Consider the following 19,634-nt stretch of genomic DNA (forward strand, 5'->3'; position numbering starts at 1 on the left):
CTTAAACCATGAGCAACGTCGACTACGCCGAAATCGCCAAATTCGAGGCCCTGGCCCATCGCTGGTGGGACCGTGAAAGCGAATTCAAACCGCTGCACGACATCAACCCGCTGCGGGTCAACTGGATTGACGAGCGGGTCAACCTGGCCGGTAAAAAAGTCCTCGACGTCGGTTGCGGCGGCGGCATCCTCAGCGAAGCCATGGCCCAACGCGGTGCGACCGTGATGGGTATCGACATGGGCGAAGCGCCGTTGGCAGTTGCCCAGCTGCATCAGTTGGAGTCGGGCGTGAGCGTCGAATACCGGCAGATCACCGCCGAAGCCCTGGCCGAGGAAATGCCCGAGCAGTTCGACGTGGTCACCTGCCTGGAAATGCTTGAGCACGTACCGGACCCGTCGTCGGTCATCCGTGCCTGCTTCCGCATGGTCAAGCCCGGCGGCCAGGTGTTCTTCTCGACCATCAACCGCAACCCGAAGGCGTACCTGTTCGCCATCGTCGGCGCCGAATACATCATGAAGCTGCTGCCGCGTGGCACCCACGACTTCAAGAAATTCATCCGCCCTTCCGAACTCGGCGCCTGGAGCCGCATGGCTGGCCTGACCGTCAAGGACATCATCGGCCTGACCTACAACCCGCTGACCAAGCACTACAAGCTGGCGGCCGACGTGGACGTCAACTACATGATCCAGACCCTGCGCGAGGAGTAAGCCGATGCCAATCAGAGCAGTTCTTTTCGACATGGACGGCACCCTGCTCGACACCGCGCCGGACTTCATTGCCATCTGTCAGGCGATGCGTGCCGACCGTGGCTTGCCACCGATTAACGACAAGCACATTCGCGACGAGATTTCCGGCGGCGCCAAGGCGATGGTCGCGGTGACCTTCGCCATGGACCCGGAATCGCCGGGGTTCGAGGAACTGCGCTTGGAGTTTCTGGAGCGCTACCTCGTCGGTTGTGCAGTCCACAGCAAGCTGTTCGACGGCATGGGCGAACTGCTGGCGGACATCGAGAAGGCCAACCTGATCTGGGGCGTGGTCACCAACAAGCCGCTGCGCTTCGCCGAGCCGATCATGCAACAGCTGGGGCTGGCTGAACGCTCGGCGCTGCTGATCTGCCCGGATCATGTGAAGAACAGCAAACCGGACCCGGAACCGTTGATCCTGGCCTGCAAGATGCTCGACCTGGACCCGGCCAGCGTGCTGTTCGTCGGCGATGACCTGCGCGACATCGAGTCGGGCCGCGATGCCGGCACCAAGACTGCCGCCGTGACCTTCGGCTATATCCACCCGGATGATAATCCGCGGCATTGGGGTGCGGATGTGGTGGTCGATCATCCGCTGGAGTTGCGTAAGGTGCTTGATAGCGCACTTTGCAGCTGCTGAGCCAGATAGCTTGACGTGGGCACCTGCTTTTGTGGCGAGGGAGCTTGCTCCCGCTGGGTCGCGAAGCGACCCCTCTGCCTATGCATGCGCCTTCTCGGGAACCGTTATTAAAAGATTACGACTGCTTCGCAGCCGAGCGGGAGCAAGCTCCCTCGCCACAGGTTCGATGCAGGTCTTTGAAGAGGTTTTTTATGTTTGATTATTCCGCCCGCCCCGAACTGCTCAAGGATCGGGTCATTCTGGTCACCGGCGCAGGACGCGGCATCGGCGCCGCAGCGGCAAAAACCTACGCAGCCCACGGCGCAACCGTGCTGCTGCTGGGCAAGACCGAAGCCAACCTGACCCAGGTCTACGACGAAATCGAAGCCGCCGGCCATCCACAACCGGCGGTGATCCCGTTCAACCTCGAAACCGCCCTGCCCCATCAATACGATGAACTGGCAGCCATGATCGAAAGCGAATTCGGGCATCTCGACGGCCTGCTGCACAATGCTTCGATCATCGGCCCGCGCACGCCGATCGAGCAGCTTTCCGGCGAAAACTTCATGCGGGTCATGCAAGTCAACGTCAATGCCATGTTCATGCTTACCAGCACACTGTTGCCGCTGCTCAAGCTGTCGCAGGATGCCTCGGTGGTGTTCACCTCCAGCAGCGTCGGTCGCAAGGGACGTGCGTACTGGGGCGCTTACGGCGTCTCCAAGTTCGCCACTGAAGGCCTGATGCAAACCCTGGCTGACGAAGTCGATACCGTGGCCCCGGTACGTTCCAACAGCATCAACCCGGGCGCCACCCGCACCAGCATGCGCGCCCAGGCTTACCCGGGTGAAAACCCACTGAACAACCCGACGCCCGAGGAGATCATGCCGGTCTACCTCTACCTGATGGGCCCGGACAGCACTGGTATCAATGGCCAGGCGTTCAACGCCCAGTAACGACCGTACGTCGCTTTCTGGTGCCGCGCCAGCTTCCTGTCGCGGCACTCGAAGGCTCTCGGATTCGAACCAGGCACTTGTCAAATAAACGTCACACACTGCGCCATACAGGTAGCAGACAAACAACAACCAGTTGATTTAACACAGCTTTTATTCGGATGAACCGAATGGCACGACTTTCGCTCTAAGTTTGCTCAGACACGTAACGTGAAAGCAGACAGGGGTGGAGCTTGAGTGCAGAGATTACTCATCTTCTACAAAGCGGATTAAACTTGTACGAAATGTCCTACGGGACTGACGGACCAGTACGACGCGCAGCCCTAAGCCGCTCTCACCCTGCTTGTAAGACAGCCTTACTGCTTAGGGGCGCACGCCTTATGAAACCACCTTCCCAGACCAACGCAATTGACTTCGATAGCGCCAAATTGCAGCGCCTGGGCTTTGGTCAGCAGCCGCCCCTTCTGGAAAGACCTGTCAGTCTTGCGCAATTGCGCCAGCAACTGAGCCTGCAGCTGCAAACCAGTCTGGAGCCTCAGCGCATTCTTGGGACGTTCTATCGCGAGATTCAGCGGCTGGTGCCGTTGGACGCCTTGTGCTACCAGCACAAGAGCAGTGACCTGCGCCTGGAGTTCGGCCAGCGCGGCCACCACTCCATCAGTTACAGCCTCAGCCACGAAGGCGAACATCTGGGTGAGCTGATCTTCCGTCGCAATCAGCGTTTCAGCGAACAAGAACAGGGCCACCTCGAATCACTGCTGGCCGCGCTGCTTTTCCCGATGCGCAATGCGCTGCTTTACCGTACCGCCACCCAAAGCGCACTGCGCGACCCGCTGACGGGCGCCGGTAACCGCATCGCCATGGACCAGACGCTGCAAAGGGAAATCGAGCTGTCCCGGCGCCATCTGCAACCGTTGTCGGTGCTGATGCTGGACATCGATCATTTCAAGCTGGTCAATGATACCCATGGCCACAGCACTGGCGATGACGTGCTCAAGGCGGTCGCCACCTCGATCAAAAACCAGCTGCGCAACGTGGACATGGTGTTCCGCTATGGTGGCGAGGAGTTCCTGATCCTGCTGTCGAATACCTGTCGCGAGGCCGCGGCCTTGGTCGGTGAGCGGCTGCGGTTTGCAGCGCAGTCTGAAGAGTACCTGGCCGATGGTCACAGGATCCTGCTGACGGTCAGCCTCGGCTGTTCGACCCTGTTGCCCGGCGAGTCCGCCGAAAGCCTGTTGCGGCGGGCAGACAGTGCGTTGTATGTGGCCAAGCGCGAAGGTCGTAACCGGCTGGAGATGGCGGGCTGATTTTTCAGCCGTGTCACAAACCAATGTGGGAGCGAGCTTGCTCGCGAATGCGGAATATCAGCGACATCCATGCCGCCTGATACACCACTTTCGCGAGCAAACCCGCTCCCACAGTTTTTATTGCGTGATAGCTGTATCAGCCTTCGGCCAATGCCATCCGCTCACGCACGACCGGTGCCCGTTCTGCGTGCTCCATTTGCATGCAACGTTCGAGGAACAGGTACATATAGTCGTAGCTCTTGCAAACGGCCTGACGCAGTTCCACCTGCAGGGATTTGCTCGGATTGGTGCCCGCCAATGTGCAGATGATCTCCAGGGCTTCCCATGGATGGGCATCGTCGTATTGGGCATGCATCTTCAACCACTTCATCGTCCGCTTGCGATCTTCCTCGGGGAACGAGGCGGCGTAGATACCATTGGAACACACTACCGCCGACCATTCCCCGGTCGCCCCTTCGATGGCGTAGTTGGTGGCGGCAATCGCGACGATCAGCGAGTCGGCGGAACTGGTGTGCCAGCACCAATGGCTCAGGGCGTGAAGCTCAGGGGGAACCTGCTGCGCCTGCAGCTCTTCCAGGCTGACACCGTGCGCGCGACTCCAGTGCACCCAGTAATCGGCGTGGTTCAGTTCGACGCGGATGTTGCGCATCAGCCAGCGACGGGCCATGTCCTCGCCGGGATGACGGGCAAAGCGAGTCTTGGTCAGGTTTTGTGCCATATACAACGCGAACTGTTCGACCACCGGCCAGCCACCTATCAGGTACTGGCGCATGGTCTTCGCACTGAGTTTGTTGTCTCGCATGCGTTGGTACAGTTCGTGTTCGACAACCCGGCGCTTGCTCTCGCTGCAATCCTGGATCAGGCGCTGGGCCCAGGCAGGGTAACTTGCAGCTTCCATGAGCGGTCCGGTTCGGTTGAATGTATCGATCACTGTCGAGCTCCTTTTGATTGTGATTGTCAGACCGGCAGGAGTTTCAACGGAACGTGCCAGGCGCCTTGAACAACAGCGGCTGAGGCCTGGCAGGGCGACTCAGCAAGCTATCGCAGGTAAACAACTGCGGGCGTTCAATCACATACCCTTGAGCGTAATCTACCCCGATCTCCAGCAATGCCTGCTCGATCTGGGGCGTTTCGACAAACTCGGCAATCGTGCGCTTACCCATCACATGGCCAATGTGATTGATCACTTCGACCATGGCGCGGTTAATCGGGTCGTCCAGCATATCCTTTACGAAACTCCCGTCGATCTTCAGGAAGTCTACAGGCAAATGTTTCAGGTACGCGAATGAGGACATTCCGGCACAAAAGTCGTCCAGGGAAAAATGGCAGCCTAAGCCTTTGAGTTCATTAATGAATCGAATGGCGCTGCCAAGATTTGAAATAGCACTGGTTTCAGTAATTTCAAAACAAATCATTTCAGGCGGAATCGAATACGTCACAAACTGTTCGCGCAAGAAGTCCAGGAACGCCTCATCCCCGATCGTCGTGCCTGACAGATTTATCGCACACATGGCCAGCGGCCCGTTGCCTTGCTCGGCCCGGCATTGGGCGATGATCTTGAACACGTTCTGCACCACCCAACGATCAAGCGAGCTCATCAGGCCATAGCGTTCAGCGGCCGGAATGAAGCTGTCAGGCAAGATCATCCGCCCGGCTTCATCATGCAATCGCAGTAGAATTTCAATGTGCCCGCTGTCCTGTTCGACATGGCCCAAGGGGACAATTTCCTGGGCGTACAGGCAGAAGCGGTCTTCCTCCAGCGCCATGTGCAAACGCTGCACCCAGGCCATTTCGCCGAAGCGCAGGGACAATTCCGAGTCATCCGGATGATAGACCTGGACCCGGTTGCGACCCTTTTCCTTGGCCATGTAGCACGCCATATCGGCAGCACGCAGCGAGGCTTCGAGCGTCGTCGGATTCTGCGCGACATGGACCAGCCCGATACTGACAGTGGTCACGAAAGGCCGGCCCTTCCAGACAAAATGCAGATTCTGCACAGTCTGGCGCAGGCTCTCGGCAATTTTCTCCGCCGCCTCCGGTGCGCAGTTTTCCAGCAGGATGCCGAACTCGTCGCCACCCAGGCGCGCCAGGGTGTCGCCTTCGCGCAGCCCGGATTGCAACAGCGCGCAGATGTGCCGCAACAGCTCATCGCCCGCCGCGTGGCCGCAGGTATCGTTGACCAGCTTGAACTGGTCCAGATCGAGGAACATCAGTGCATGGCGACCTGCATAGCGGGTCAGGTTGTGCAGCGCCTGTTCCAGGCGATATTCGAACTCGCGACGGTTGGCAAGCCCGGTCAAGGCATCGTGGGTCGCCTGCCACGACAGATTGGCGATGTATTGCCGCTCCTGGGTCATGTCATGCAGCACCAGTACCGTCCCGCTGACTTTGCCGGCATTGCGGATTGGCGCGCCCACCAGCGTGACCGACACCGTGCTGCCGTCCAGGCGTTGAATCAGTTTGGAGTGCTCACTGCCACCACTGAGCTGACCGCTCAGAATATGCTCGATCAGGGTGAAACCATCGGTCTGGGCATTTTCGTCCAGCAGGTTGAACAGCGCCGCCAGCGGCAATCCCGTCGCCTGCTCGGCCTTCCAGTGGGTCAACGCCTCGGCCGCCGGATTCATGTAGGCGATCGCACCGGAAACATCCGTGGTGATCACTCCATCACCAATTGATTGCAGGGTGATCTGCGCCCGTTCTTTCTCCACCTGCAGCGCATCGGCAAAGGCATGGCGCTGCTTGAGCAGTTTATGGGTGCGCATCAAGGCCAACGCAATCAAACCCAGGGCGGTGGCCAGATTCGTCACCAGCAACAAGCGCAGAATCACCCGCGAACCTTCGCCCAAGGCATCGCTGAACGCCTTTGCCGCTGGCGTCACGCCGTCGTTGATGGCGAAGATCTGCTCCTTCCAGCGCTGTACATCCACACCGGAGACCGGGCCGCCAGCGATGTGCTGATGCATGTCCCGCGCAACGTCATCGAGTTGGACCAGATAGGCATCACCCACGGTCCAGAGGTTGATGGCTTTTTCGAGATAGCTGAAGTGACGAAAGTTGAGGTACAGCCAAATCAGGCTGGAAACGTCGTCCGGGTGGTTGCCGCCCTTGAGAATCGCCACACGTGCCGCCTCGATATTCGGCGGTTGATGATCCAGCGCCACGCGCAACTCATGCCCGCCCTGAGGCACGGAAATGGCCTGCTGGTATTTACGAAAAATCGCTTCGTCGCCGCTGTCGGCGTAGAGGTTGAGGTAATAGATGGCGTCTTTCTGGCCCTTGGACCAGAGGCTTTCGCCGGCAACATAGCCGCGAACCGCCGACAGCACATAAAGGCTAACGCCGCCCAGCAAGGCTTGAAACACCACAACGGCGATAAATGGCCAGACGATGCCCAACAACCGTGGCGTTCCGAGAGTCCGCGTTTGATTCATGAGGTCCCTTGCATTAGCACTGCTTGTTCGTCTTCCGGACGAAATCGCTATAGCTAGACTAGGTTGCGATTCCGATCCCGGCAAGCGACAAGCTTTGCCCGGAGGGAGTATCGCGGCCACCGACATCCGGTCGCGATGATGTTTTTTATAGTATTGAAGTGGCGCCCTGCAACCTCGGTGTCATCTCCCTACAACCGCTGCAAATGCCCATAAAGCTTGGCGTACAACCCACCGTCGGCGATCAGTTGCTGATGGTCGCCATCCTCGGCAACTTGCCCGCCGTCGAACACCAGCACACGATCAGCCTGTTTTACCGCCGAAAGTCGGTGGGCGATGATCAACGTGGTGCGGTTGCTCAGGAAGCGCGCCAGTGCCTGATGCAGGTTGTATTCGGTGGCGGCGTCCAGCGCGGAGGTGGCTTCGTCGAGGATCACCACCTTGGGTTCGGCCAGTACCATCCGGGCGATGGCCAGGCGTTGACGTTGCCCGCCGGACAAGCGCACCCCGGAGCGCCCGACGACGCTGTCCAGGCCATTGGGCAAACCCCGGACCGTGCCGTGCAACTGGGCGATTTCCAGTGCCTGCCAGCAGGCCTCGTCACTGCGCTCGCGGCCCATGGTCAGGTTGGCCCGGATGGTGTCGTTGAACAGCGCCGGATGCTGCAGGACTACGGCAACATTTTCTCGCACGGTTTCCAGGCCGATCTCCTGCTGGGTCGAACCGCCGAAGCGAATGGTTCCGGCCAGCGGCGTGTACAAGCCCAGCAGCAGTTGCACCAGTGTGCTCTTGCCACCGCCACTGGCGCCGACGATCGCGACCTTTTCGCCGGGGGCAATGGACAGGTTCATCTGGTTCAGGACCAGTTCATCGCCGTAACCGAAGCTCAGCCCTTGTACTTCCAGCCCGACCGTCTCGCGACCGACGAAAGGGTCGACGCCGCCCGGGTATTCGGGCTCATCGGCTCGGGACAGCAGCTCGTTGATCCGCGACAGCGCACCGCCGGCAGCGTAGTAGGCATATTGCAGGTTCAGCAGCTGTTCAACCGGACCGATCATGAACCACAGGTAGCTGAACACCGCGAGCATCTGGCCGATTGAAAGGTCGGAAAACAGCACCGTGAGCATCGCCGCGGCGCGGAAAATATCGATGCCGAACTGGAACAGCAAACCGCTGGCCCGGTTCGACGCATCGGTTTTCCATTGCGAATTCACCGCATAGTCACGCACGTCCCGGGCGCGATGCCCCAGGCGGCCGAGGAAAAAACCCTGGCGGTTGCCGGCGCGAACTTCCTGGATGGCGTCCAGTGTTTCGGTCAGTGCCTGGGTAAAGCGCGAAGTGCTGTCGTTCTCGAGTTTCTTCAGGTGCTTGACCCGCTTGCCCAACTGCACCGTGGCGTAGATCACCAGCGGGTTGAACAGCAGAATCAGCAATGCCAGCTTCCAGTGCATCCACATCAGAATGCCCGCCGTGCCAACCAGGGTCAGCATGGCCACGAGGAAACGGCTGAGGGTTTCGCCGACGAATTTGTCCAGCGTGTCCAGGTCAGTCACAAGGTGCGTGGTCACCGTGCCGCTGCCCAGGCTTTCGTATTCGCCCAGGGAGATACGCTTGAGACGCTCGATCAGGCGTATACGAATGCGGTAGACGATGTCCTTGGCCAACCCGGCGAACAGTTTCGCCTGCACCACGTTGAACAGCAACGCCGAGCAACGCAGGGTCAAGGTCACCACCAGCATCAGGCCGATGTAGCCAGCAGCCTTCTGCCAGCCGTCGGGCAGCACGTGGTTCATGATCTTCAGCGCGGCATCACCATGCCCCAGCAACACCTCGTCCACCAGCAACGGCAGGAGCAAGGGAATCGGCACGCTGCACAAGGTCGCCAGCACGGCCACGCCGTTGGCGATCCACAGGGATTTCTTGTGATGCAGGGCCAGGCGGCGGATTTCCGCCCAGCTCAGACGGTCGACACGTTTAGCGGTAGCAACATCATCGGGCAGGTCATGCACAGGCAGCGCGCTCCAGCCAGCGGCCGAGCAGCGGGGACAACTCGCTCAACGGCTGATAGCCATTGGTCAACAACGCCAACTGCCCATTTCGCTCAGCCAGCAACGTAGGAAAACCGGCGATGCCCAGGTCCTGGACCCAAGTGAAATCGGCAGATGTCGCGGCGTGCGTATCGGCACGGTCGAACGCGGCGGCGAATTCAATTCGCGGCAGACCGGCCTGCTCTGCCAGCTCCACCAGGACACTGGCGCGCGTGACATCGCGACCTTCAGCGTAAAAGGCGTGCTGAATCAGCCCGAGCAGTTTCCACGCACAATCCGGCGCCAGGTTGCGTGCAGTCACCAGCGCCCGGCAGGCAGGTTCGGTGTCATAGACAAAACCGTCAGGCAACGCGCCTTCGCGCTTGAACGGCTGGCCGGTAGCCTCGGTGACCGCCTGCCAGTGTTCAAGTATGTAGCGCCGGGTGGTCGGTTCCAGCGCGGCACCGCTACCGGTGCGCAAACCACCCACCACCAGATGCACGTCCACACCGGCAGCCGCCGCCTGCTCTACCAATGCGTTTGCAACCGGAGCAAACCCCCAGCACCAGGAACACATCGGGTCCATCACATAGAGCAGGCGCGCAGACATGATTCAGGCCTCGGAGGATGCTTGCTTGTAGTTGAAGCCGATCGGGTGAGGCTGGTTACGAGCCTTGGCCAGTTCGATCTGCTTCTGCCGGTCGATCGCGCTGCGACGGGTCTTCTCACTCAGCTTATCCCAGCAATGCGGGCAACTGATGCCGGCCACGTAATGCTCGGACGCGCGGTCTTCCACGCTCACCGGCGTGCGGCAGGCATGACATTGATCGTAGTCGCCTTCGCTCAGGTCGTGACGAACGGTCACGCGGTTGTCGAACACGAAGCAGTCGCCCTGCCACTTGGTTTCTTCCTGCGGCACCTCTTCGAGGTACTTCAGGATGCCGCCCTTGAGGTGAAAAACCTCACCGTAGCCCTCGCTGAGCATGTAGCTCGAGGCCTTCTCGCAGCGGATGCCACCGGTGCAGAACATCGCGACCTTCTTGTGCACGGCCGGGTCGAAGTTGGCTTTGATGTAATCGGGAAATTCGCGAAAACTGGTGGTTTTCGGGTCGATGGCGCCTTCGAAGGTACCGATCGAGACTTCGTAATCGTTACGGGTGTCGATCAACAACACTTCCGGGTCGCTGATCAGGGCGTTCCAGTCCTGCGGATCGACATAGGTGCCGACCTTTTTGTTCGGGTCCACGCCTTCCACGCCAAGGGTGACGATTTCTTTCTTGAGTTTGACTTTGGTGCGGTAGAACGGCTGATCGTCGCAGTACGACTCTTTATGGTCGATGTCGTCCATGCGCGGGTCGTTCTTGAGCCAGGCCATCAGCCCGTCGATGCCTTCGCGGCTGCCGGACACGGTGCCGTTGATGCCTTCTTCGGCAATCAGCAGGGTGCCTTTGATGCCGTTGTCGACCATCGCTTGCAGCAGGGGCTCGCGCAGGGCGACGTAATCTTCCAGGGTGACGAACTTATACAGTGCCGCCACGACAATCTGTTGTGTCATGGGTAAATCTCCAGGTGGCTACCCTCGTAAGGGGTGAACCGGATGCGAAAAAAAACGCGCCGGGTTATCGGCGCGTTGGGCATTCTAACAAAAAGACAGCTTCAAGCGGCAAGCTTCAAGCCGCAAGTTTGGAGCACGGCGCCTTGAGCTTGCAGCTTGTAGCTTATAGCTGTTTTGGCTGCTTCTCTCCGCCAGCACAGGTCGGCGAGGCCGGAGCCGCGTCGATCTGTGCCCATTCCTCTGGCGTGTAGGTATGCAGCGCCAACGCATGGAACTCTTCCATCAGCGCGCCGAGCGTGCCGTAGACGCTTTGGTGACGCTTGACCCGACTCAGGCCTTCGAACTGCGCGCTGACCACCACGGCCTTGAAATGGGTTTGCAGCCCACGGCTGTGCATATGGCTCTCATCCAGCACTTGCAGATGCTCGGGCTGAAGCAGGCCCAGCGTCGATTCGATGCGTTGTTGCATGGTCATACCGAACTCCGCTTAAGGCTTTTTCTTGGCTGGCGCGGCTGCGTCTTTCGGCGTCAGCTCGGCGGTCATGTCAGCCAGCAGCTTGTTGACCACCGGCACCGCGCTTTCCAGCTTGGCCTGGGTCATCTGGGCCGATTGCTGGGTCAGCTGAGGCATTTTTTCCAGGACTTTCTTGCCCAGTGGCGACTGGTAGAACGCAACCAGGTCCTTGAGCTCGGATTCGGTGAAGTTGGTGGTGTAGAGCTTGACCATGTCCGGCTTCAGCTTGTTCCAGCCAATGGCCTGGTCCAGAGCGGCGTTGGCCTTGGCCTGGTAGGTTTCCAGCACGGCCTTTTTCGACTCAGGGGCTTTGGTCTGTTCGAAACGCTGGGCAAACATCTGCTGTACTTGCATGTACACCGGGGTGCCCAGTTTGTCAGCGTGCGCCATGGTCAGGAAAGCCTCGGCACTGGCGTTATGGCTAGCGGTGTCGGCAAAAACCTGGCCGCTGGCGCAGACCAAAGCAACGGCGGTACAGATGGCACGAAGACGAGTCATCGAGTTTCCTTTTCTAACTGGCGAGGTAAGACCCCAAGGGCGTCCATTCTGCGCCTAAAAAAGTGTGCCGCTCAACCCCAAGCCTTGTCGCACCTGATTTAGAGGGGTTGAATGGTCAAATTCAGACTGATGGAACCACGGCCGTCGATCACGGCCTAAACTGCGCAATCGGACCTACAGGAGTGAGCAAGATGAGCCGTATCGAAACCGACAGCCTCGGCCAGGTTGAAGTCCCGGATGAAGCCTACTGGGGCGCTCAGACACAACGCTCGCTGATCAACTTCGCCATTGGCAACGAACGCATGCCGCTGGCCGTGTTGCATGCCCTGGCGCTGATCAAGAAAGCCGCGGCACGGGTCAATGATCGCAACGGCGATGTACCCGCCGATATCGCGCGCCTGATCGAGCAGGCGGCCGATGAAGTGCTGGCTGGCGACCACGACGACCAGTTTCCGCTAGTGGTCTGGCAAACCGGCAGCGGCACCCAGAGCAACATGAACGTCAACGAAGTGATCGCCGGGCGCGCCAACGAGCTGGCCGGCAACCCCCGTGGCGGCAAGTCTCCGGTGCACCCCAACGATCACGTCAATCGCTCCCAGAGTTCCAACGACTGTTTCCCCACCGCCATGCACATTGCGGCCGTCCAGGCGGTGCAACAGCACTTGCTGCCGGCGATCAGTGAACTGTCCGGCGGGCTGGCCGAACTGGCCGCCCGCCACATGAAACTGGTCAAGACCGGCCGTACGCACATGATGGATGCGACACCGATCAGCTTCGGTCAGGAAATCTCGGCCTACATCGCGCAACTCGATTACGCCGAGCGGGCGATCCGCAGCGCGCTGCCCGCGGTCTGCGAGCTGGCCCAGGGCGGAACGGCTGTCGGCACCGGGCTGAATTCACCCCACGGCTTCGGTGAGGCCATCGCCGCAGAATTGGCCGCCCTCTCCGGTTTGCCGTTTATCACCGCGCCGAACAAGTTCGCCGCACTGGCCGGCCATGAGCCGCTGACCACGCTGTCCGGCGCGCTGAAAACTCTCGCCGTGACGCTGATGAAAATCGCCAACGATCTGCGCCTGCTGGGTTCCGGCCCGCGCGCCGGCTTCGCCGAAGTCAGGCTGCCGGCCAACGAACCGGGCAGTTCGATCATGCCGGGCAAGGTCAATCCGACCCAGTGCGAAGCGCTGTCGATGCTAGCCTGCCAGGTATTGGGTAACGACGTCGCCATCGGCTTTGCCGCCAGTCAGGGCCACTTGCAGCTGAACGTGTTCAAACCGGTGATCATCCATAACCTGCTGCAATCGATCCGTTTGCTGGCTGATGGCTGCAGTAACTTCCAGCAGCACTGCGTGGCCGGTCTGGAACCGGATGCGGAAAAAATGGCTGAACACCTGGAGCGTGGCCTGATGCTGGTGACGGCGCTCAACCCGCACATCGGCTATGACAAATCGGCGGAAATCGCCAAGAAGGCCTACAGCGAAGGCCTTACCTTGCGCGAGGCGGCGTTGCAGCTCGGGTATCTGACTGACGAAGAGTTCGATGCGTGGGTGAGGCCGGAGAATATGCTGGAGGCTGGGGCCAAGGGCTGAATCTGTAGCGCCTGATAGTCCGTCTTCGCGGGCAAGCCACGCTCCCACAGGTTTTGCGTCGTCCACAAAGTTGATGAACGACTCGAAACCTGTGGGAGCGTGGCTTGCCCGCGATGAACGATAACGCGGTCTAACTGGCGGCCATCCGCACCTTCCGCGCCTTCAGCCCGGCAATCAACGATGGCCCCAACGCCACCAACGCCGACCCCAGCACCACTAGCACCGCACCGCCATATCCCAGACCATTGATCGTTTCGGCGTGCACATACTCGGGCCACAGCCACGCAGCCATGGCAACCGCGGCAAAGGTCACCAACGGCGTGATGGCCAGCGTCGCGCTGACCCGGGAGGCTTCCCAATGGGCCAGGGCCTCGGCAAACGCGCCATAGGCAATCAGGGTGTTGAGACAGCACGCCAGCAGCAACCAACCCTGCAACGGGTTCAATTGCAACGCTTCGAGCGGATGCACCCACGGCGTCAATAGCGCCGCGCAAAACAGGTAGATCACCATCATCACCTGCAGCGAATTCCACACCGTCAGCAATTGCTTCTGCCCCAGGGCATAGAAGGTCCAGACCGTGGACGCCAGCAGCACCAGCAGCACGCCGGCGGTGTAGTCGGTCAGCGACGTGAGCAACTCGCTCAAGCGCTGGTTGAAAAACAGCGCAAAGCCGATCAGCAGCACCAGCAAGCCAATCCCCTGTCCCAGGCTGAAACGCTCCTTGAACACAAACAGACTGGCGATCAGCAGCATGATCGGGCCCATCTGCACCACCAGTTGCGCCGTGCCGGGGCTGAGCAGGTTCAGGCCCATCAAATACAACACATAGTTACCGACCAAGCCGAGCACCGCCATCAGCACCAGCCAGCCACCACGAGGACCGAGCACCTTGCGGCTGGGCAGGCGCCTGGTGGCCGTCAGGTAAATGAACAGGCAACCGCCGGACACCAGCAGGCGAAACCAGGTCACCGTTACCGGGTCCATCACCAGCAATACCTGCTTGAGTTTGATCGGCAGGATTCCCCACAACAACGCGGTCAACAAGGCCAGGAACAGACCGTAACCCCAGCGACCCGATGAAATGTGCATGTGAACCCCAACGCCAACTGACAGGAGTCGTCATTCTAGGCCCGCAGCGGTGGCGTACACAGGGACAGTTTCGGACTGGCCGCGAATGAAACTGTGCGGGTCGTAATCTTTGAGGGGGATTTTTTACAACCGAGTTGCGCCCATCGCGAGCAAGCTCGTTCCCACAGGTTTTGTGGCGTACACAAGATTTGTGATCGCAGCTGAACACTGTGGGAGCGAGCTTGCTCGCGATGGCTATTTGACTGACAACGAGAAATATAGAGGCTTACCGCACCGCTTCAAACAGCCCGGTTGCCCCCATCCCGCCACCCACGCACATGGTGACGATGCCGTAACGCAGGTTGCGTCGCTGCAATTCACGAACCAGATGCCCGACCTGGCGCGAACCGGTCATGCCGAACGGGTGACCGATGGAAATCGAACCGCCGTTGACGTTGTACCGGGCGTTGTCGATTTCCAGGCGGTTGCGGCTGTACAGGCATTGCGAGGCGAACGCTTCGTTGAGCTCCCACAGGTCGATGTCGTCAATCCGCAAGCCTTTGGCCTTGAGCAGTTTCGGTACCGAAAACACCGGGCCGATGCCCATTTCGTCCGGCGCGCAACCGGCCACGGTAAAGCCGCGGAAGAACGCTTTCGGCTTGAGCCCCAGCTCCAGCGCTTTCTCCAGGCTCATCACCAGGGTCATGGACGCGCCGTCAGACAGCTGCGAAGAGTTGCCCGCCGTGACCGAGCCATCTTCGGCGAACACCGGTTTCAACCCGGCCAGACTTTCCAGGGTGGTGTCCGGGCGGTTGCAGTCATCGCGGTCGACGATGCCGTCGAGGGTCTGTGCTTGACCTGTGGCCTTGTCTTCGACGCGATACTTCACCGCCATCGGCACGATTTCATCGGTGAACAGCCCGCCGGCCTGAGCCTCTGCGGTACGCTGCTGGCTTTGCAGCGCGTACAGGTCCTGCTCTTCACGGCTGACACTGTACCGACGCGCGACGACTTCAGCAGTCTGGCCCATCGGGAAGTAGATGCCCGGCACCTGCTCCTTGAGCAGCGGGTTGATCAGGTTGTCGTTATTGACGCTATTCATGGTCAGGCTGATGGACTCGACGCCGCCGGCGACGATGATGTCGCTGCAACCCGAAGCGATCTGGTTGGCGGCAATGGCGATCGCCTGCAAGCCCGAGGAACAGAACCGGTTGAGGGTCATGCCGGCCGTGCCGATACCCAGGCGCGAGAGCACCGCGACGTTGCGACCGATATTGAAACCCTGGGCGCCTTCGTTGGAGCCGGCGCCAACGATGCAGTCCTCGACGCTCGCCGGATCGATACCGGTGCGCGCCAACAGTGCATCGACACAGTGTGCCGCCATGTCGTCCGGGCGGGTCATGTTGAATTTACCGCGAAAGGATTTGGCCAGGCCGGTCCGCACGCTGTCGACGATCACCACTTCACGCATGACATACCTCATTGTTGTTATCGGTTGAGAGTGGACCGAGCATAAGTCCAGCGCTTCACCGACCGCGACAATCATTCACCTCGCATATGCGTAACCATCGCCTCAATCCTTGTCCTTACGCTTTTTGTCTTCTTGCCGGTCGGATTTTTCGAAAGCCTCCTCCAATGCCCGGTTGATGGTGCGCAAGACTTTGACCCGTGCCCAGCGCTTGTCGTTGGCTTCCACCAGGGTCCATGGCGCAATCTCGGTGCTGGTACGGTCGACCATGTCGCCGACCGCCCCGCGATAGTCATCCCATTTTTCACGGTTGCGCCAGTCGTCTTCAGTGATCTTGAAGCGCTTGAAGGGAATCTTCTCGCGCTCCTCGAAGCGCTCCAGTTGCGTCTGTTTGTCGATAGACAGCCAGAATTTGACCACGATCACACCGGCGTCGGTGAGCTGTTCTTCGAAATCGTTGATTTCACCGTAGGCACGCAGCCAGTCTGCCGGGCTGCAAAACCCTTCGATGCGCTCCACCAACACCCGGCCATACCAGGAGCGGTCGAACACAGTGAACTTGCCCCGGGCCGGCAGGTGCCGCCAGAAGCGCCACAGATATGGCTGCGCCCGTTCTTCCTCGGTGGGCGCGGCAATCGGCACGATGCTGTACTGGCGTGGATCAAGCGCTGCCGCTACCCGGCGGATCGCCCCGCCCTTGCCGGCCGCGTCGTTGCCTTCGAACACCGCCACCAGGGCGTGGCGGCGCATGCGTTTGTCACGCATCAACCCGGAAAACCGCGCCTGCTCGGTGATCAGCTGTTCCTCGTAATCATCCTTGTCCAGGTGCAGGGTCAGGTCCAGGCTGTCGATCAGGTTCACTTGATCGACACTGGGGAACACTGGCGCGGCGCTGACCTTTTCCGGATGGATCGTCGGCCTCGTCAATGCGCCCTGCAGGCCCGCCAGCAGAATCCGCCCCACGGCCAGGCTGCGATAATGGGCATCCGCCCCGGCGATCACATGCCAGGGTGCATAGTCACGGCTGGTGCGGCGCAGCACCCGTTCGCCATACTTCACGAACCTGTCGTAGGTTTGCGACTGCTGCCAGTCCAGCGGGCTGATGCGCCAGCTGTGCAGCGGGTCGTCGGCCAATGCCTTGAGGCGTGCCTTCATTTGCTTCTTGGAGAGGTGAAACCAGAACTTGAAGATCAGCGCGCCTTCATCGCAGAGCATCTTTTCCAGGCGCTCGGCGGCATTGATCGCCTGGTCCAGTCGCGGATCCTTGAACTCTCCATGGACCCGCCCCTGCAGCATCTGGCTGTACCAGTTGCCGAAGAAAATCCCCATGCGCCCCTTGGCCGGGAGCATCCGCCAGTACCGCCATGCCGGCGGCCGCGCCAGTTCCTCGTCGGTTTGCTGATCGAACGTGCGGACCTCGATCAAGCGCGGGTCCATCCACTCGTTGAGCACCTTGATCGTCTCACCCTTGCCGGCACCTTCAATGCCATTGATCAAAATGATCACCGGGAAGCGGCGTTGCTGCTGCAATTCGAATTGCGCTTCGAGCAACGCTTCGCGCAGGGCCGGGATTTCGGCGTCGTAGGTTTCTTTGTCGATGGCGTGATCGATTTCGGCGGATTCAAACATGGGTGGCTCCCTTCCAGATGTGAGCAAGACTAGCGGATTGAACTGAAGGCCAGCAGAGATTCTCCCGGTCTCGGCCAATGCATACCTTGCCACGGATCAAGCACCACGCCGTCGATCGGCTAGAATGGCGGCCTTGCCGTTGCCGAGCCTGCCATGAAACCTGTATTGCCCCACGCCCAGCTCGACTGGGACGACCAAGGTCGCCCCTATTCGCGAGTGTTCGACGATGTGTATTTCTCCGACCAGTCGGGGCTGGACGAAACCCGATATGTCTTTATCGAACAGAACCGTTTGGCGGAACGTTTTGCTGCCTTACCCGAGGGCGGGCGGCTGGTCATCGGTGAAACGGGGTTCGGCACCGGGCTGAATTTTCTGTGTGCCTGGCAGGTGTTCGAGCAACACGCCGCGGCCGGTGCGCGGCTGCATTTTGTCAGCGTCGAGAAGTACCCGTTAAGTCCCGACGACTTGCAGCGGGCCCTGGCGCTGTGGCCGGAACTCAAGGTGTTTGCCGATCAACTGCTTGAGCAATACGTAGCCATCCATCAGGGTTTTCAGCGCCTGACGCTGGACCACGGTCGCGTGACCCTGACGCTGCTGATCGGCGATGCACTGGAGCAACTGCCGCAACTCGATGCCCGAATCGACGCCTGGTTCCTCGACGGTTTCGCTCCGGCGAAAAACCCCGACATGTGGACCGCCGAACTGTTTGCCGAGCTCGCACGCCTGGCCGCTCCCGGTGCATCCATCAGCACCTTCACCAGCACCGGCTGGGTGCGGCGCCTGCTCAACGCCGCCGGCTTCAAGATGAAACGCACCCCAGGCATCGGCCACAAATGGGAAATCCTGCGCGGCGAGTTCCTCGGCTGGCCTCAGGAAACGCCGGCCCCGGCCCTGGACAAACCCTGGTTTGCCCGCCCGGCTCCGCTGACCGGCGAGCGCCAGGCACTGGTGATCGGTGCCGGCCTGGCCGGTTGTGCCAGCGCCGCCAGCCTTGCCGCGCGGGGCTGGCAAGTGACGGTCCTGGAGCGCCACGACGACATCGCCCAGGAAGCCTCGGGCAACCCGCAGGGTGTGCTCTACCTGAAGTTATCCGCCCACGGCACGGCACTGTCGCAAATGATCGTCAGCGGATTCGGCTACACCCGACGACTGCTCGAACACTTGCAACGGGGCCGTGACTGGGACGATTGCGGCGTGTTGCAACTGGCCTTCAATGCCAAGGAAGCCGAACGCCAGGCGCAATTGGCCGCGGCGTTTCCAGCGGACTTGCTGCACCTGCTGGATCAACCCGAGGCACAGGCCGTGGCCGGTATCGGGCTGGCACAGGGGGGACTGTTCTATCCCGAAGGCGGCTGGGTCCACCCACCTGCGCTGTGCCAGTGGCAGGCTGCACATCCACAGATTCAATTGCTCACCCATCACGATGCGCTGGAGCTGCACAAGGTTGAGGGCCGGTGGCAAGCCTGGGACGGCGAGCGATTGCTTGCCGACGCCCCCGTGGTGGTGCTCGCCGGTGCGGCTGAAATCCAGCGTTTCCCCGAGAGCGCCGAGTTGCCGCTCAAACGCATTCGCGGACAAATCACCCGCCTGGCGCAAACACCGCAAAGCCAGGCCCTGAGCACCGTGGTGTGTGCCGAAGGCTATGTCGCCCCTGCCCGTTTGGGCGAACACACCCTGGGGGCCAGTTTCGATTTCAAGAGCGATGACCTGACGCCGACCACGGTAGAACACCTGGGCAACCTGGCCATGCTCGAAGAGATTTCCCACGATCTGGTCGAGCGCTTACAGGCCGATAAACTGGCGCCTGAAAGTCTCCAGGGTCGCGCCGCGTTTCGCTGCACCAGCCCCGACTACTTGCCAATCGTCGGCCCGCTGGCCGACACCCAGGCATTCACCCAGGCCTATGCAGCGCTGGGCAAGGATGCCCGGCAGGTGCCGGACATCGAATGCCCATGGCTTGACGGTTTGTACATCAACAGCGGTCACGGCTCGCGCGGCCTGATCACCGCGCCGCTGTCCGGAGAACTGCTGGCGGCGTGGCTGGACAACGAACCCCTGCCATTGCCCAGAAGCGTGGCCGAAGCCTGTCACCCCAACCGGTTTGCCCTGCGGCGCCTGATCCGAGGCAAGTAGTCGAAACACCAGCCGAAGTCGCCCTCACGGGGCGCTTCGGCCGTGGTCTGGCGCGCATATAACTCATCGATCTAAAACTCCCCTTACCGAGGTGGGTCAGTTTCT

The 19,634-nt window shown here is 60.5% G+C and carries 16 protein-coding genes; 6 read left to right on the forward strand and 10 right to left on the reverse strand.

Annotation, left to right across the window (positions count from 1 at the left end):
• Positions 1–8 precede the first annotated feature (8 nt).
• The 4 genes from ubiG (at position 9) to KGB07_RS17250 (ending at position 3,619) form a co-directional block, all read left to right on the forward strand.
• Entirely contained in the window at positions 9–707 is a 699-nt protein-coding gene (gene ubiG, locus KGB07_RS17235; RefSeq protein ID WP_046042598.1) for a bifunctional 2-polyprenyl-6-hydroxyphenol methylase/3-demethylubiquinol 3-O-methyltransferase UbiG, read from the forward strand.
• Positions 708–711: 4 nt separating this feature from the next.
• The gene (mupP, locus tag KGB07_RS17240) at positions 712–1,383 is read left to right on the forward strand and encodes an N-acetylmuramic acid 6-phosphate phosphatase MupP (protein WP_046042597.1); all 672 of its coding nucleotides are present in this window, start codon (positions 712–714) and stop codon (positions 1,381–1,383) included.
• Between the two features lie 191 nt (positions 1,384–1,574).
• A complete protein-coding gene (locus KGB07_RS17245) occupies positions 1,575–2,315 on the forward strand; it encodes a YciK family oxidoreductase (RefSeq protein WP_007999919.1) in 741 nt (246 codons plus the stop codon).
• A gap of 377 nt (positions 2,316–2,692) precedes the next feature.
• Entirely contained in the window at positions 2,693–3,619 is a 927-nt protein-coding gene (locus KGB07_RS17250) for a GGDEF domain-containing protein (RefSeq protein WP_046042594.1), read from the forward strand.
• A gap of 136 nt (positions 3,620–3,755) precedes the next feature.
• Here the strand turns inward: KGB07_RS17250 and KGB07_RS17255 are convergent, their stop codons facing one another.
• From KGB07_RS17255 to KGB07_RS17285, 7 genes are all read right to left on the reverse strand, one after another.
• Complete coding sequence (locus tag KGB07_RS17255) at positions 3,756–4,517, reverse strand: iron-containing redox enzyme family protein (protein ID WP_263290451.1); 762 nt, start codon at positions 4,515–4,517, stop codon at positions 3,756–3,758.
• A 76-nt stretch (positions 4,518–4,593) separates the two neighbouring features.
• Positions 4,594–7,053 (reverse strand): EAL domain-containing protein, encoded by a 2,460-nt coding sequence (locus tag KGB07_RS17260; RefSeq protein ID WP_223466063.1) that lies wholly within the window; start codon positions 7,051–7,053, stop codon positions 4,594–4,596.
• Positions 7,054–7,241: 188 nt separating this feature from the next.
• Positions 7,242–9,059: an ABC transporter ATP-binding protein gene (locus tag KGB07_RS17265; protein ID WP_046042590.1), complete on the reverse strand. Its 1,818-nt coding sequence runs from the start codon at positions 9,057–9,059 to the stop codon at positions 7,242–7,244.
• A complete protein-coding gene (locus tag KGB07_RS17270) occupies positions 9,052–9,654 on the reverse strand; it encodes a DsbA family protein (RefSeq protein WP_185754836.1) in 603 nt (200 codons plus the stop codon). Before KGB07_RS17270 ends, KGB07_RS17265 begins: the two co-directional genes overlap by 8 nt.
• Positions 9,655–9,690: 36 nt before the next feature.
• On the reverse strand, positions 9,691–10,632 hold the full coding sequence (locus KGB07_RS17275; protein WP_046042587.1) for a rhodanese-related sulfurtransferase: 942 nt from the start codon (positions 10,630–10,632) through the stop codon (positions 9,691–9,693).
• Between the two features lie 163 nt (positions 10,633–10,795).
• A complete protein-coding gene (locus KGB07_RS17280) occupies positions 10,796–11,107 on the reverse strand; it encodes a BolA family protein (protein WP_046042585.1) in 312 nt (103 codons plus the stop codon).
• A gap of 12 nt (positions 11,108–11,119) precedes the next feature.
• Positions 11,120–11,644 (reverse strand): DUF2059 domain-containing protein, encoded by a 525-nt coding sequence (locus KGB07_RS17285; RefSeq protein ID WP_046042584.1) that lies wholly within the window; start codon positions 11,642–11,644, stop codon positions 11,120–11,122.
• A gap of 191 nt (positions 11,645–11,835) precedes the next feature.
• Here KGB07_RS17285 and KGB07_RS17290 point away from each other — a divergent pair, with 191 nt between their 5' ends.
• A complete protein-coding gene (locus KGB07_RS17290; protein ID WP_046042583.1) occupies positions 11,836–13,230 on the forward strand; it encodes a class II fumarate hydratase in 1,395 nt (464 codons plus the stop codon).
• Between the two features lie 130 nt (positions 13,231–13,360).
• On the opposite strand, the gene KGB07_RS17295 is transcribed toward KGB07_RS17290, so the two are convergent.
• The 3 genes from KGB07_RS17295 to pap form a co-directional block, all read right to left on the reverse strand.
• On the reverse strand, positions 13,361–14,320 hold the full coding sequence (locus KGB07_RS17295; RefSeq protein ID WP_046042582.1) for a DMT family transporter: 960 nt from the start codon (positions 14,318–14,320) through the stop codon (positions 13,361–13,363).
• Between the two features lie 265 nt (positions 14,321–14,585).
• Positions 14,586–15,770, reverse strand: a complete 1,185-nt coding sequence (locus KGB07_RS17300; RefSeq protein ID WP_046042580.1) for a thiolase family protein — start codon at positions 15,768–15,770, stop codon at positions 14,586–14,588.
• 102 nt (positions 15,771–15,872) lie between these two features.
• Positions 15,873–17,396 (reverse strand): polyphosphate:AMP phosphotransferase, encoded by a 1,524-nt coding sequence (gene pap / locus KGB07_RS17305; protein WP_046042579.1) that lies wholly within the window; start codon positions 17,394–17,396, stop codon positions 15,873–15,875.
• Positions 17,397–17,549: 153 nt separating this feature from the next.
• Here pap and mnmC point away from each other — a divergent pair, with 153 nt between their 5' ends.
• Positions 17,550–19,529, forward strand: a complete 1,980-nt coding sequence (gene mnmC, locus KGB07_RS17310; protein WP_046042578.1) for a bifunctional tRNA (5-methylaminomethyl-2-thiouridine)(34)-methyltransferase MnmD/FAD-dependent 5-carboxymethylaminomethyl-2-thiouridine(34) oxidoreductase MnmC — start codon at positions 17,550–17,552, stop codon at positions 19,527–19,529.
• The last annotated feature ends 105 nt before the right edge of the window (positions 19,530–19,634 follow it).

The organism is Pseudomonas sp. GL-RE-26 (genome assembly GCF_019956275.1).
Classification (GTDB): domain Bacteria; phylum Pseudomonadota; class Gammaproteobacteria; order Pseudomonadales; family Pseudomonadaceae; genus Aquipseudomonas; species Aquipseudomonas grandcourensis.

Excerpts from the sequence above, each read along its gene's own strand:
- pap (WP_046042579.1), bottom strand. The coding sequence starts at position 17,396 with ATGTTTGAATCCGCCGAAATCGATCACGCCATCGACAAAGAAACCTAC.
- KGB07_RS17260 (WP_223466063.1), bottom strand. The coding sequence starts at position 7,053 with ATGAATCAAACGCGGACTCTCGGAACGCCACGGTTGTTGGGCATCGTC.
- KGB07_RS17285 (WP_046042584.1), bottom strand. The coding sequence starts at position 11,644 with ATGACTCGTCTTCGTGCCATCTGTACCGCCGTTGCTTTGGTCTGCGCC.
- KGB07_RS17255 (WP_263290451.1), bottom strand. The coding sequence starts at position 4,517 with ATGGAAGCTGCAAGTTACCCTGCCTGGGCCCAGCGCCTGATCCAGGAT.
- KGB07_RS17245 (WP_007999919.1), top strand. The coding sequence starts at position 1,575 with ATGTTTGATTATTCCGCCCGCCCCGAACTGCTCAAGGATCGGGTCATT.
- KGB07_RS17300 (WP_046042580.1), bottom strand. The coding sequence starts at position 15,770 with ATGCGTGAAGTGGTGATCGTCGACAGCGTGCGGACCGGCCTGGCCAAA.
- mnmC (WP_046042578.1), top strand. The coding sequence starts at position 17,550 with ATGAAACCTGTATTGCCCCACGCCCAGCTCGACTGGGACGACCAAGGT.
- ubiG (WP_046042598.1), top strand. The coding sequence starts at position 9 with ATGAGCAACGTCGACTACGCCGAAATCGCCAAATTCGAGGCCCTGGCC.
- KGB07_RS17275 (WP_046042587.1), bottom strand. The coding sequence starts at position 10,632 with ATGACACAACAGATTGTCGTGGCGGCACTGTATAAGTTCGTCACCCTG.
- mupP (WP_046042597.1), top strand. The coding sequence starts at position 712 with ATGCCAATCAGAGCAGTTCTTTTCGACATGGACGGCACCCTGCTCGAC.
- KGB07_RS17270 (WP_185754836.1), bottom strand. The coding sequence starts at position 9,654 with ATGTGTTCCTGGTGCTGGGGGTTTGCTCCGGTTGCAAACGCATTGGTA.
- KGB07_RS17290 (WP_046042583.1), top strand. The coding sequence starts at position 11,836 with ATGAGCCGTATCGAAACCGACAGCCTCGGCCAGGTTGAAGTCCCGGAT.
- KGB07_RS17295 (WP_046042582.1), bottom strand. The coding sequence starts at position 14,320 with ATGCACATTTCATCGGGTCGCTGGGGTTACGGTCTGTTCCTGGCCTTG.
- KGB07_RS17280 (WP_046042585.1), bottom strand. The coding sequence starts at position 11,107 with ATGACCATGCAACAACGCATCGAATCGACGCTGGGCCTGCTTCAGCCC.
- KGB07_RS17250 (WP_046042594.1), top strand. The coding sequence starts at position 2,693 with ATGAAACCACCTTCCCAGACCAACGCAATTGACTTCGATAGCGCCAAA.